Origin of the sequence: Nocardia sp. NPDC049220 (assembly GCF_040647855.1) — a bacterium.
Taxonomy (GTDB): domain Bacteria; phylum Actinomycetota; class Actinomycetes; order Mycobacteriales; family Mycobacteriaceae; genus Nocardia.
In genome coordinates this window covers 47,391-59,387 of the sequence record NZ_JBEZDA010000016.1, presented here as the reverse complement: position 1 = coordinate 59,387, position 11,997 = coordinate 47,391, and the positions used below count along the sequence as shown (strand labels likewise).

Below are 11,997 nucleotides of genomic sequence, written 5' to 3'. Positions count from 1 at the left end.
CCGATCCCCCGTCCCGCCCGCTCGAGTACGCCGAGCGGGCGGGACGGTGTCCTTTCCGGGATGTCCGAAAAATAAGGACCTCCGAAGCGGTGGTTCCCCAATGAAAGTCACGACTTGAGACGCGACCGGTCCCGGGCTACGCTGCCAGCGCTTGAATCCTGAAGCGGACGCGATCAGAGCATGCCTCTGCCTCGGCCGATCGCTTTCTCCGACTGTAGGTTTCACCGTCTGGAGGTCATCGTTGACCACGCCGTACGTTTCTGAGCCCGCCAACGACCAAGCGGCCGCCTCGGCGTCCTGCCCCGTCCACCACGGCTCGCCCATCGATTCCAGCGAGGCCCGAATCTCGCTGAACACCGCGGAATACGCGTCCGACCCGATGCGGGTATACGACGAGATGCGCAGCAAGTACGGCGCGATGGTCCCGATCGAGTTGGCGCCGAATGTGCCCGCGACATTGGTGATCAGCTACCGCGCCGCTATCCGAATTTTGAATGACCCCGACCACTTTCCGGCTGATCCGCGGATGTGGCAGGAGACCATCCCCGCCGACTCGCCGGTCCGGCCGGCCATGGAGTGGCGTCCCAACGCACGGCGCAACACCGGCGAAGCGCACCATCGCTATCGCCAGGCCTACACCGACGCCGTCGCCGAAATCGATCTCCACGCCCTGCGTTCCACTGTCGAGAAGATCGCTACCCCGCTGATCAACGACTTCTGCGAAAGCGGTTCAGCGGACTTGATCGCGCAGTACGCCTTCCCGGTGGTCTTCCAGGTCCTCAATCACCTGGTCGGCTGCTCGGCGGACATCGGCGGGCGAATCGCGGCTGGCATGGCCGCCCTCATCAACACGGTCGACGCCACCGAAGGCGTCCAGATGATCAGCGGAGCGCTGATGGAACTGGTCCAACTGCGACGCCGGGAGCCCGCCGCCGACGTCACATCATGGATGGCGGGCCACCCCGCCGATCTCGACGACACGGAACTGCTGTTCCAACTGCTCGACTTCTACGGTGGGGGGATCGAACCGCTGCAAAATCTGATCGCCAACACGCTGCTGCTGGTGATCGCCGACGAACGGTTCGGTGGCTCCGTCGTCGGCGGGAGTCTGTCGACCCGCGACGCACTCGATGAAGTCCTTTTCAACGACCCCCCACTGGCGAACTTGTGCATCAGCTTCCCGCGACAGCCGATCCTGATCGACAACAACTGGCTGCCCGCACATCAACCGGTCCTCATCAGCCTCGCCGCCTGCAACAACGACCCCGCCATCGCCGGCGGCGAGCGCATCGGTAATCGCTCGCATCTGGCGTGGGGCGGCGGACCGCATGCCTGCCCCGCCAAGTCCGTGGCATACCTGGTCGCGCAGGACACGGCCGACCAACTCCTCGACGCCCTTCCCGATATCCGACTCGCGGTTCCGAAGACCGATCTGGTCTGGCGACCAGGACCGTTCCACCGGTCGCTGGCGTCCTTGCCCGTCGTCTTTCCCGAAACCCCTCGACTGCCTGTGCTGTGAGGCCGCCACCACCGACTCGAACTCGCCGGCTGATATTTCTCTTTTGCGTGATGCCTACGGCACTCAGCGCACCTGGTTCGACTACGAACTGGGTTGATCGGGTCGACGAGCCCGAGACAATTGTGCCGTGAGGGTGGTACGGGCCGTAGCCAGCGACGGCCCGTACCAGGTGAGCGCGCGACCCTCCACCAAGGCGACTGGAATGTCCGGAAAAGCATCGGGGCCATCGGACTCGGTGAAGCGATAGGGCTCGTCGGGCAGCACCGCGATATCCACCCCCTCCGTCAGCTCCGCCTCGGTAAGCCGGGGATAGCGGGCCGCGCGATCGGCATGCACCAGTCGTAGGCCGAGGCGGCGGGCGAGATCGCCGGTGAAGGTGTCCCGGCCGACCACCATCCACGGGTTGCGCCAGATCGGGATGACGGCGGTGCGTTCCGTCGCGGGTGGTGCTGGAGCCCACGCGGATTCGGCCGCGACGAGCCAAGGCGGGACACCGGCTCCGAGCGCCTCCGTGCAGAGCCGAGCGAGCGAGACCATGGCCTCCTCGACAGTTTCGATCCTGGTGACCCACACCGGGATGCCCGCCGCGCGGAGGCGTTCGACGTCGATGCGGCGGTTCTCCTCCTTGTTGCACAGCACCAGGTCGGGGGCCAGCTCGATGATGCGTCGTACGTTCGGGTTCTTGGTGCCGCGGACGCGTTCGACGTCCAGTTCGGCTGGGTGGGTGCACCACTGTGTTGCCGCGACAAGGACTTCCGGGCAGGTCAGCGCAACGGTCTCGGTCAGCGAAGGAACCAGAGACACCACCCGGCGCGGGGGTGTGCGAATGTCCACGGGTGTGCCGAGGTCGTCGCACGGTGTCCCCTTCCACCCGGGCGGATCACGATCGGTCATGCCATCACCCGCCCGGCCGGCTCACGCAGGTCATCCGGCGGCACCGCGGGCAACATGGCACCCACTCCGAGCGCCGGCAGAGCGAGACTCTGCGCGCTCTGCCAGGCGTCGGTGCATCCCATTCGGTCTGAAGCGTTACTGCTGTAGGACGGACAGAGCGTTGCCCGCGGGGTCGGTGAACCAGGCGATCAAGGGACCGCCTCCGCGGTGAATGCCTTTCTCGTCCTGTTCGGCGAATTCGTAACGTTCGAAGCGCACATTGCGGCGGATGAGCTCGTCGACGGCCGCCTCGATGTCTGGGACCGGAAAGTTCAATATCGTGAATGTCGCCGGGCTGTGGTCCGGTTTCGGGTACACCAGCACCGTGCCCCCGCCGCCGAGGTGCAGGTGAAGCATCCCGTTCTCCTCGGAGACCCGCATTCCCAACGTCTCCGCGTAGAACGCCCTGGCCGCCTCGATATCGTCCACCGAGAACCCACTGAACGCCCTGCTGTCAGCAAACATCACTTGCCCGTCTCGGTCATCGCAGCCCGGTGCTGCGGGCTCAGTTGAATGAGTTGAACATAGTTTCCATCAGGGTCGATCGCAGTCGCGAACAGACTGCCGTCGCGGTCGTCGAGCTCGGCCAGCCACCGCCCGCCAAGGTCATCGATGCGACCCGCTACCGCCCGGGCATCGTCCACATCGACGTTCAGGACCACTCGCCCCGGCTCCGGGTTCGAGCCCCCGACGTCGTCCCGGCTGTCGATCAGCACAGAGAAGCCACCGAAGTCCAAGACATCGTAGCCGGGCTCGCCGGGCGTGCGGTCGACCTTCAGCGCGAATACCGCGGCATACCAGTCACGCAGGCGGGTCGGGTCGGTGCTGGACAACAACAGGCTGCCGATTGTGGGCGTAGTCATATCGGAAGGACGACACGAGACCGACAAACTCATCGGTGCGGCTGGTACCGAGCCGACTCCGTACGACTGGAACAGCACCCGAATGGGACAGGCCGAGCAAACAGACCGTCGGCCTTCCGTTCACTCGCCGGCAGATGCGGACCTACGGCCGAACATCCGATCAGCGGCATTACCGCGCGGAGCTACTGACCCGACGTGCGCTCACCGTCGTCGAGCGCGCGGCCGCACTGCGTCAATTGTTTCCGTCGAGGACCTCGCGCAGAGTCCGGGCGAAGGCCTCGGGCTGGCCCGCGTACCCGAACTCGCCGCCGAGGAAGCCGCCGTGGTGGCTCGGGAACACGGTCACCTGCTGACCGAGCAGCGCAGCGGCGGCCACCGACGTGCGTCCGGTGAACGTGCCCTGGGACTCCTCGCCCACGGCGATCACAACACGGGTCGGCGCCGCGGCCAGCGCGGCGACGTCCGGGCGATAGCTGCTGACCGCCCAGGACCGGTCGGAGAGCAGCGGGTCGTCCCGTGAACCGTCGTCCTCGGCCGGCATCCCGAACAGGGCGGGATCCGCCGCGGGCTGGGCAAAGTAGTCGTCGGTGAACTCACCTTGCCATGAGGTCATCGCGATGAAGGCCGCCATGCCGGCACCGGACCCCTTGGCCTCGTATGCTTCACGAACGCCGGCGCGGGCGCGCTCGGCAGCCGCGGCGTCGGGGAGCACCGGAATGAGCGGCGGCTCGTGTGCCACCAGCGTGGTCACGTCGTTCGGGTAGGCCGCCACGAGCGCGAGCGCGGTGACCGCGCCGCCGCTGCTGGCGAACATCTCGACCGGGCCAACGCCGAGCGCCGCGATAACGGCATGCACATCGTCGGCCTGGACCGTCGGCGAATGGTCGACCCGGCCGTCTTTGCGGATGCTGCGGCCGAGGCCGCGCGGGTCGTAGGTGACCACGGTGCGATCGGGGAAATACGACGCCAACGCGCCGAAGCCGCTGGCATCCATGGGCTGGGCGATCATGAACAGCGGTGGGCGTCCCTCAGCGGGCAGCAGGCCGTGGACGTCGTAGGCGATGTCGACCTGGGCGGTCTCGAGCATGTGTGTCGTCATGTCACTGTCGACGTCTGCCGGGCCGAGAACTCATCGGACCCTATGCTCAGCAGCAGATTCGAGTCATTCACAACGGCGCTTGAAGATCCGGCGGGCTGGGCCGAGTCAGGATGCGGTTGGGTCGTCGAAGTAGTGGCCGATGATCTGGCACCCGTGCGGATAGCGTGCTCCATTTGATCGCGTCGCATCAGCCCGCGAGGTTCAGTACATCGGCGCGCTCGTCTTGCGGGAGCAGCCCACCCATCGGGGAAACCTCGCTTCTAGACATCGGAGGCAGGCAGACCGGGATAATCGCTGAGGTGAGTGCAGAGGTCGTGAGCTTGGTTGTTGCTCTCGCAATCCGAGCAGGTCAGGGAAGACCGAAGGCCAGCAGGACATTGCCCGGCATCCCGGTGGTGATCTGTCGGCCGTAACCGGAATTGGTGAACAGCATCCCGTTCGCGACGACGGCGCCATGGCCGTTGATACCGCCGCCGACGCCTGGCACCCCGTTCACGGTGTGGAAGTGCCGTGCCGTGTTGTATTCCCAGACGATGGCACCGGTCTCGGCGGAGAAGGCGCGCATCTTGCCGTCCAGACTGCCCTCGTAGACCAGGCCGGGTGTCGACGAGACGGCGTTAGGCATGGCGAGCTGGCACAGCGGAAGCATTGGTATCGGCGGTGGATCGAACAGGCAACCATGGGCGGGATTCGGCGTGCTCCAGATGACCTCGCCGGTCGCCGGGTGCAACGCGAAAAGTGTGCCCGGCGTGCCCTGATAAGTGGCAACGTACAGGCGGTGGCCGTCATAGCTGGCACCCCACTGGATACCTTGCAGCGACTCCGAGCCCGGGATGGGCAGCACCGGTACCGGCGTGTTCAATCTGGTCTGCCAGACGATCTCGCCGGTGGCGGCGTCGAGCAGGTGGTAGACACCGCTCTTCTGCCCCGCGCCGACGACCAAGCGGTCACCTATCTCGAAAATGTTCGGCTGCGAACCGAAGTCGAAATCGTGGCCGGGATCGGGGCAGTTGCCACCCGGCGGCGGGTACGCGCAGCGGCCGTTCCAGGGGGCTTCCCCGGGAGTCATCCGGCGGACCCACCGGGCGGTTCCGGTGTCGATGTCCAGCGCGCCAATCGCTTCCGCACCCTCGGGATAACCGGTGTAGGGGTTGCCCGCGGTGTAGTACAGCGTGCGCGACTCCGGGTGGATCGTGGGTGACGACCAGACCGGCGCACCGCTGGGGGCAAACGGCGGCGACCCAGTGGGGGTCGGCTCTGGTGGCGGGATCGTGTAGTGCTGCCATTGCACGTTGCCGGTCACGGCGTCGAGCGCCACAACACTTCCCCGGAAGGTGCAACACGGGTAGAGGTCGCTGGTGGCGGTACCCAGCTCTTGACTGGACACACCGACATAGACCTGACCGTCGAACACGAGGGGCGAACCGGTGATGATCGCGTAACGATGGTTGTCCAGTTGGCGGACCCAGCGCTGGGCACCGGTCTGTGCATCGAGGGCCCACATTCTGGCCGAGTTGTCGCCGAAGTAGACCGTTCCATCGACGACCGCAGGCCCGTTGCGCAGCCCGTACGTCGGGAGGTTTCCGCCGAGGGGTGTCTCGGCTTGGAACGACCACCGGGTCGCACCGGTGTACGCGTCCAGCGCATAAAACGTCCCGTTGCGGCCACCGACGTAAACGGTTCCGTCCACGACCGCCGGCTGGCTGGAAGCGGCGATCGAGTCGGGGAACGCGAACGCCCACTTCAGCTGCAACGAGGACACTGTGGCCGGCGTGAGGGCGGTCTCGTGTGGATTATGCCGGGAACCGGCAAGGTCGAACTGCCACATCGGCCAATCACCGTCGTTGCCAACATGTTTCGCGGCGCTCCCGACGCTGGAGTTCGGCAATAGCAGGACAGCCGCGGCCATAAGGATCGGTAAACGCAGGAATGATATCTTCCGCAGTCCGAACGCCCAAGCCGCGAGAATCATTGCCAGAGTCTTTCGTTCATGGTGATGAAAGCTAAGTTTCCCGCTCCTGAGGCCGGGGAATTTCGAATTGTCGAAAATGTTATCTGCATCCGGGAAGTTCGGGCCGCCGGTGGGGTGTCGTGGGCCAGTCGCGTCGGTCGAGAACAGCTGCGCGCAAGGGGTATCCGCGTGCGCGCTCGCAGCCCGTCCCTGATTGGCCCAATCAACGCCAGAGTCGGCTACGACGCCATCGCCACGATCACCACTACCGCTTCAGCACGCATTGGGAGCTATCAATCAGGCGGAGGCAGATCGGTTGCCGTCATTGGTCCACTCGGCGAACGACACTTCACCCACGACCTGAGGTTCGACCCAGACGCTCGGCGCGACCCAGGGGTGGGGTTGCGGGGGCGATGCGGAGGGCGCCTTGGTTGAGGTCGAGCATTAGCGCCCCGGGGGTTGTTTGCAGCTGGCTGCGTAACTGGTCGGGTATGTAGTCCATGGTGGCAATCCGGTTGCGGTAGTTGAGGAAACTGTGGCATCCGATGGCCTTGACTCCTGCCCGGCGGACGCTGGTAACAGCGTCAGTCAATGTCCACAAAGCGTTTTCGGCGGGCTGGATGATGTCGATAGCGTCGAGATGTCGTGACCGGATTCGTTCAGGGAAGAACTTCGCTGCGAAGTGGCGGTAGAGCACATACTCCGAAGCACCGGTCCATTTGGCATGTTCTATCGTCACCAGGAATGCCTCCCAGAACGGTCGCTCGTGCTGATCCTCGACTCGACGCATCAGGTCCGCAAGGACTTGTCTGTCGAACACCATGTGATGCTGCATCCCGCTGTAGGGGTCGACCGGCCGCCACCCGGCAAGCAGCCGGCTCGCTGCGGTGATCGCGGAGTGGCGGGCGGGGATCGCGTGCTGGCGGGTGTCGAGGCGCCATTGCAGCGGATAGCCGAGTGCCAGATACGATCTGCCATCGTCTTCGACGAACACGACATCGTCGACGAGCGCGTAGTCCGCGTCGAGCACCAGGAGGTGCTGGACCGTACTCGGCAGGATGCGGAAGCAGTTCAGTTTGATCAGCTGCTGGAAATACCAGGACGAATTGTGGTGATCGCCGCCCGCTGTGCACAGGGTCGCCTCGATGGCGGCCGGTGTCGGCGAGACCGCTTCCTCATCGATCCACTGCACCACGTGCTCGGTCCGCACCTGTGCGCGGAGTCGCGCGGACCCGACGATATTCACCGATCGGATCGGATTACGGCAGTGTGCCCTCAGCCCGGTGATACAGGCGTCGAGGCTGGGTAGGTCCTTGGCTGCTACCGGGATCATGACGTCGATTGCCGGTAGGCGCGCAGTTTCGGTGGCCACGTTCATACTCCCCGTAGGCTGATCGTCGCCGGTAACCATAGCCAGGGTTCGTGGAATTGCTGATGCTGCCGAACTGTCACGTCGTACAAGCGCCTGGCGACCGCGACGACCCGATCCGGAGGGTCGGGAGGCCAGGCCCGGCGTCTATCCACCGCAGCCGATTTGACGGGCTACTTGCGTCGGCACGCCGTTGCGGTTCACGCAATCGAGAGCGGAGCCGACATCGATCACACGCCAGTGCAAGTGCCCGTCCTGCTCGACATAGTGAAACAGGTACATGCTCGGCTGGGTTCACCGTCCGGCACGCTCCGTGCCGTGTACTGGGACTCCGGGCCTGTGATGTGCATCGTGGCCCGCATGTGAGTGCATTGCGAGATGCGAGCAAGACACCCGGCGAATCGTGTTCACGCGATGTCTGAGCTGATTGGCCTACTCAGGTCCCGTAGTGCGTCGTCGTATTGGTTGCGGTCGAACCGGAATGGACTGAATGCGCCATAGTCGCGTGTTGGGCGATAGGGCTGTTCGAAGCGATCCCAGATCACAAGGTCGTCGGTGACAGTGATCTCGGCCAGGAGTGGCCAGCAGCCCCACTCACCGCATTCACACACGAGCACGGGTGTCTTCGATCCCGTTGCCATGGTGGACCTTCCGTGGAAGTGGTCGTCCATCCGCAGGGACCGAGAGTGCGCCGGGATGAGGCCGCCGTATGCCCCACCCGCGGGCTGCATACCTGCGTCGAGCTCGAATCTGTCGATCAGATCGGTGAGTGGCACACCGTCGATACCTGGGATGACCCGGTCACGTCGCACGATCGGAAGGATTCCGGCGAGGAGCCAGCGGCGTGGGCGGGGGAACTGGACTTGTATGTCGAACTGAATCTTATTGATGGCCATAGTGAAATCCGGTCTCGCCGGTGGATCGGTGCGTGGCTGCGGCTTCGTGCAGCTCGTCGATGACGATGCGGGCGGGGTAGTAGTCGTGCGGGTATCGGTTTCGGTAGTAGTAGCAGTGCCAGTAGCTGGCGACACGTTGGCTGGTCAGGTGGAGGAACTCGGGGTTGGTGGCGGCGAACCGTCCGTAAGCCTCGTGCTGGGCAGGGTCGACTGTGACCACATTGGGGAGTCCCTGCTGGATGTCGATGACGATCTCGATCACGTATTCGCCGACAAGCTTGACGACGAAGGGGACGATCCACGGGTCGGCGGCATCGATGATGTGGTTGAGGTGGCGCTGGCGGACGTAGCCGTTCCAATGGCGGCTGTAGAGGCAGTGCAGGATCTTGGTCTGAGTCGGAGACAGCTGGGCTGAGATGTCGCTGGCTGGTTCGGGGTTGCACAGGCGGTACGGGAGGGTGAGGTGCTCGCCTTGTACCCAGACGGAGCAGCCGTTCCGAATCAGCGGCAAGCGGTCTGGTGGCAGGGTCTGCGCGACGACACGCACGTCGGCGGCGAGGGCTCCCGGGAATGCGGCGAGAAGCACGAGTTCGAGCGCGGTGTCCATGCGTCCGATGAGTGCGGTCAGGTCGGCGCGGAGTTGGTCGTCGGGTTCGATCGCGGCAGCAGCGGTTACCCAGCCGCGGACGTCGGCCGGTAGGTCGTTGCCGAACCGTGTTTCCACTGCCGTCAAGCCTGCGCGGCGCAGTGGTAAGGCGTAGCCGCTCAGCGCGGCGCGCATCAACGGCAAGGCGGTGTTCCGCGCGCCGCGGGCTATCTTCGACACCACCATCTCGAGGATGTGGTCAGCGGCGAACCCATGTCCCCGGCGTTGACCGCTAGGTCCTGGTCCACAAGCGATTTCATCCAGTGGCAGCAGTTGCTGCGCGAGGTCGGCCAGGGTGGCGATGGCGATGCCGTCGTCGGGTGACCTCATCGGACCATTCGGTGCGCGCGAGCAGCGCCGAGTAATTCCTAGCCAGACGGGCGACCTCGTCGGATGGCCAATCCAGTTCCGGGGGTGGATCTTTCAGCAACCTCGCGATGGTTTGCACGCTACGGATGTGGGTGATGGTCGGAGTCGTGGTCGCGAGCAACTCGGCGAATCGAACCAGCACCGGTAGCGCATCGGAGTAGTGCCGAGGCCACGGTCCTGGGCCGCGCAAGGCGCTGAGGCTGAGTACGTGAACAAGAAGAGTGGTCTGGTCATCGGTATTGTCGGAAACCAGCCACTTGCCGGGGATCACCGGCAGGGGCGCACGGCGCCCTTTCCATAAGAGAAGATCACTGCGCCACCATATACGGGCACCCGCTCCGCCTGCAATATCCGCTCGAACAGGTGCAGACTCGCCTAGCCTGGTGATTCGATCTGACTCGACAGGCCCTTACTTTCGAACGAACGCGCACTCAACTCGGCTACTTAAGACTGGTGTCAGGGCTTGATCCCGGCCAGGATCGAGTTCCAGGTGCTCGGTGGGAGGCTCCCTAATCGGCTGCCCCCGGTCTTGTTTTGGTGTGGCTCGCTAATGGCTTGCCTCCCACCGGGTGCCGTGCAGGGAGTGCTGGCCGCGTGCTTCTGGCCGGTGCCGTCCCAGGGCACGGCAACGTCGCGGCGTCTACCGCCAGGAGTTGATCCACCCGAGTGCGCGTTCGGCCGCGGGTTTGTAGGTGTCCGGAACGGCGGGTAAGCGTTCAGCGATCACAGCCGGGGCGACAAGCCCCGCATCGAGCAGTGCGGCCACGAAGTTCTGGTCCTTCTCGCGGAAGGCGCACAGCTTCGCCACGCACAGATCTTCCTTGTCCAGGCACCAACCGGTGAACTGGGGCTTGCCTGACGGTGCGGCCGTATTGGCGTTCTGTACCTTGACAAGTCGGCTTCGCCACCCGTCCGGCAGTGCGGAGGTCGTCATGTCGACACCGTCGATGCTGTAACCATGCAGGTCCTCGAACGGTGAGAACTCGCCGGCCACACCTTCGATGAGGTCCGCCAGTCGCGCGGTCTCGGCGTTGTCGTCTGCGATCGGGAGGATATCGACCTCCAGCGACATCGTGGCATCCGCGGGAAGCCGGGCTTCGTCGAAGGTGCCGAGGATCGATTGGGAACCGACCACGATCACCTCGGGTCGGTTGATGATCTGGCACGCCGTGCGGATAGCGTGCTCCATTTGATCGCGTCGCATCAGCCCGCGAGGCCCAGTACATCGGCGCGCTCGTCTTGCGGGAGCAGCCCACCCATCGGGGAAACCTCGCGCATCTCGATCGAATCGCGGTCGAGACCGGTGAGGACACGGTGGAGTCCTAGCACGTCACGGTGCTCGATCAGCGACTGCCAGCGATCGAGATTGCGCACATGCGGCTGGCCGGACACCCCATCACGAAGCCGCTGCAGATTGCGCTCGATGCGTGGCAGCCACAACTCGAGGCGCGATCGGGTCACGTGCATCGAAAGTCGGCTGTGCAACTGCCATGAGCGGCGCTCGGAGCGGGTCAACTCGGGGACGACGGGGCGCCGCACGACCTCGAGGCGGTAACCCATGCAGGACAGCAACCGATCGAGCTGCTCATCGCTGAGATTCAGCTTGCCGGACAGGGCCTGGCTGATACTGGACTGGCGGACGCCACTCACCCGCGACAGCTGGGACTGGGTGGTGCCCGTTTTGCGCATCACCTCGCGCAGCACATCACTCCGGCTAGACATAGCCCAATTATAGCGTGCGACGCTATAGACGGGCTTCCACTTCTCGACCTCCTCCGTTCCCCGCGTCGTCCGACCCGCCCAGCCACCCTGGACAAACGTCCCGGAATCGGGATTACCGGAGTGCGCCGTGCTGCGCTTCGTCACCCAACCACCGCAGCGCCTCGAGCAAGAATTGCCCAAGTGTCGTCCCCGCACACACGCGGGAATCATCCGAGCGCCCGTACTCGCCGCAGCCACGGGTCTTGCTCCCAGCCGGGCAGCGGCTTCAACTCCACCGCCGTCGCCGACCAGGCTGTGGCGCTGCGCGCAAAGGCGGTCTGGTTCCAGCTGGGCGTCATAGACGAGGCCGCCTACGACAGGACTCGTGAGGCTGGACCGCTGATGGTGATAAACCGCTCCCCGGGACGGGAGATCCCCCGGCTGGGGCTAGGCTGATCGTCCACGCTTGACCCCAATACCGTTCAGTTAAGGGTTTTGAATGGTGATCCGAGGTTCGTAGGTGGGTTGTGGCCATAGGCGTGGTGAGAGCGTTTGGCTGCCCATTTGAGGACTGTGCGTTTGACCACTCGCGGGTTGGCACGGGGTTTGCGTGCGGGGTTCAGGCGTTGCAGGAGTTTCCCGATGCCGCGT

General features: G+C 64.7%; 13 protein-coding genes and 2 pseudogenes. 2 read left to right on the top strand and 13 right to left on the bottom strand.

Features of this window, described 5'->3' with window-relative positions:
• The first annotated feature begins 241 nt into the window (after nt 1-241).
• A complete protein-coding gene (locus AB0C34_RS26065) occupies nt 242-1,519 on the top strand; it encodes a cytochrome P450 (protein ID WP_357078167.1) in 1,278 nt (425 codons plus the stop codon).
• 81 nt (nt 1,520-1,600) lie between these two features.
• Here the strand turns inward: AB0C34_RS26065 and AB0C34_RS26060 are convergent, their stop codons facing one another.
• The 13 genes and pseudogenes from AB0C34_RS26060 to AB0C34_RS26000 all read right to left on the bottom strand — a co-directional run bounded on the left by AB0C34_RS26060 (nt 1,601) and on the right by AB0C34_RS26000 (nt 11,705).
• On the bottom strand, nt 1,601-2,413 hold the full coding sequence (locus tag AB0C34_RS26060) for a helical backbone metal receptor (RefSeq protein WP_357078164.1): 813 nt from the start codon (nt 2,411-2,413) through the stop codon (nt 1,601-1,603).
• Entirely contained in the window at nt 2,410-2,535 is a 126-nt protein-coding gene (locus AB0C34_RS26055) for a hypothetical protein (RefSeq protein WP_357078161.1), read from the bottom strand. Before AB0C34_RS26055 ends, AB0C34_RS26060 begins: the two co-directional genes overlap by 4 nt.
• Nucleotides 2,536-2,548: 13 nt before the next feature.
• Nucleotides 2,549-2,917, bottom strand: coding sequence for a VOC family protein (locus tag AB0C34_RS26050; RefSeq protein ID WP_357078158.1), 369 nt, complete (start codon nt 2,915-2,917; stop codon nt 2,549-2,551).
• Nucleotides 2,917-3,315 (bottom strand): VOC family protein, encoded by a 399-nt coding sequence (locus tag AB0C34_RS26045; protein WP_357078155.1) that lies wholly within the window; start codon nt 3,313-3,315, stop codon nt 2,917-2,919. Before AB0C34_RS26045 ends, AB0C34_RS26050 begins: the two co-directional genes overlap by 1 nt.
• Nucleotides 3,316-3,547: 232 nt before the next feature.
• Nucleotides 3,548-4,414, bottom strand: coding sequence for an alpha/beta hydrolase (locus AB0C34_RS26040; RefSeq protein ID WP_357078152.1), 867 nt, complete (start codon nt 4,412-4,414; stop codon nt 3,548-3,550).
• A gap of 349 nt (nt 4,415-4,763) precedes the next feature.
• Nucleotides 4,764-6,386: a PQQ-binding-like beta-propeller repeat protein gene (locus AB0C34_RS26035; protein WP_357078149.1), complete on the bottom strand. Its 1,623-nt coding sequence runs from the start codon at nt 6,384-6,386 to the stop codon at nt 4,764-4,766.
• A gap of 276 nt (nt 6,387-6,662) precedes the next feature.
• Nucleotides 6,663-6,740: pseudogene (locus AB0C34_RS26030) on the bottom strand (hypothetical protein); the annotation flags it as partial.
• Complete coding sequence (locus AB0C34_RS26025) at nt 6,715-7,698, bottom strand: DUF6492 family protein (RefSeq protein ID WP_357078325.1); 984 nt, start codon at nt 7,696-7,698, stop codon at nt 6,715-6,717. The gene AB0C34_RS26025 and the pseudogene AB0C34_RS26030, both read right to left, overlap by 26 nt.
• 443 nt (nt 7,699-8,141) lie before the next feature.
• Nucleotides 8,142-8,630, bottom strand: coding sequence for a hypothetical protein (locus tag AB0C34_RS26020; protein WP_357078148.1), 489 nt, complete (start codon nt 8,628-8,630; stop codon nt 8,142-8,144).
• The gene (locus tag AB0C34_RS26015) at nt 8,617-9,606 is read right to left on the bottom strand and encodes a hypothetical protein (RefSeq protein ID WP_357078145.1); all 990 of its coding nucleotides are present in this window, start codon (nt 9,604-9,606) and stop codon (nt 8,617-8,619) included. The genes AB0C34_RS26020 and AB0C34_RS26015 overlap by 14 nt, the downstream gene beginning before the upstream one ends.
• Before the next feature lie 679 nt (nt 9,607-10,285).
• On the bottom strand, nt 10,286-10,834 hold the full coding sequence (locus tag AB0C34_RS26010; RefSeq protein ID WP_357078142.1) for a DUF6036 family nucleotidyltransferase: 549 nt from the start codon (nt 10,832-10,834) through the stop codon (nt 10,286-10,288).
• Between the two features lie 14 nt (nt 10,835-10,848).
• Nucleotides 10,849-11,367: a helix-turn-helix transcriptional regulator gene (locus AB0C34_RS26005; RefSeq protein WP_357078139.1), complete on the bottom strand. Its 519-nt coding sequence runs from the start codon at nt 11,365-11,367 to the stop codon at nt 10,849-10,851.
• Between the two features lie 206 nt (nt 11,368-11,573).
• Nucleotides 11,574-11,705, bottom strand: a complete 132-nt coding sequence (locus AB0C34_RS26000) for a hypothetical protein (protein ID WP_357078337.1) — start codon at nt 11,703-11,705, stop codon at nt 11,574-11,576.
• Between AB0C34_RS26000 and AB0C34_RS25995 the strand changes: the two are divergent.
• Nucleotides 11,650-11,802 (top strand): annotated as a pseudogene (locus AB0C34_RS25995) (CoA-binding protein); the annotation flags it as partial. The gene AB0C34_RS26000 and the pseudogene AB0C34_RS25995 overlap by 56 nt on opposite strands.
• Between the last annotated feature and the right edge of the window lie 195 nt (nt 11,803-11,997).

Excerpts from the sequence above, each read along its gene's own strand:
- AB0C34_RS26060 (WP_357078164.1), bottom strand. The coding sequence starts at position 2,413 with ATGACCGATCGTGATCCGCCCGGGTGGAAGGGGACACCGTGCGACGAC.
- AB0C34_RS26055 (WP_357078161.1), bottom strand. The coding sequence starts at position 2,535 with ATGGGATGCACCGACGCCTGGCAGAGCGCGCAGAGTCTCGCTCTGCCG.
- AB0C34_RS26050 (WP_357078158.1), bottom strand. The coding sequence starts at position 2,917 with ATGTTTGCTGACAGCAGGGCGTTCAGTGGGTTCTCGGTGGACGATATC.
- AB0C34_RS26045 (WP_357078155.1), bottom strand. The coding sequence starts at position 3,315 with ATGACTACGCCCACAATCGGCAGCCTGTTGTTGTCCAGCACCGACCCG.
- AB0C34_RS26040 (WP_357078152.1), bottom strand. The coding sequence starts at position 4,414 with ATGACGACACACATGCTCGAGACCGCCCAGGTCGACATCGCCTACGAC.
- AB0C34_RS26035 (WP_357078149.1), bottom strand. The coding sequence starts at position 6,386 with ATGATTCTCGCGGCTTGGGCGTTCGGACTGCGGAAGATATCATTCCTG.
- AB0C34_RS26025 (WP_357078325.1), bottom strand. The coding sequence starts at position 7,698 with ATGATCCCGGTAGCAGCCAAGGACCTACCCAGCCTCGACGCCTGTATC.
- AB0C34_RS26020 (WP_357078148.1), bottom strand. The coding sequence starts at position 8,630 with ATGGCCATCAATAAGATTCAGTTCGACATACAAGTCCAGTTCCCCCGC.
- AB0C34_RS26015 (WP_357078145.1), bottom strand. The coding sequence starts at position 9,606 with ATGAGGTCACCCGACGACGGCATCGCCATCGCCACCCTGGCCGACCTC.
- AB0C34_RS26010 (WP_357078142.1), bottom strand. The coding sequence starts at position 10,834 with ATGGAGCACGCTATCCGCACGGCGTGCCAGATCATCAACCGACCCGAG.
- AB0C34_RS26005 (WP_357078139.1), bottom strand. The coding sequence starts at position 11,367 with ATGTCTAGCCGGAGTGATGTGCTGCGCGAGGTGATGCGCAAAACGGGC.
- AB0C34_RS26000 (WP_357078337.1), bottom strand. The coding sequence starts at position 11,705 with ATGACGCCCAGCTGGAACCAGACCGCCTTTGCGCGCAGCGCCACAGCC.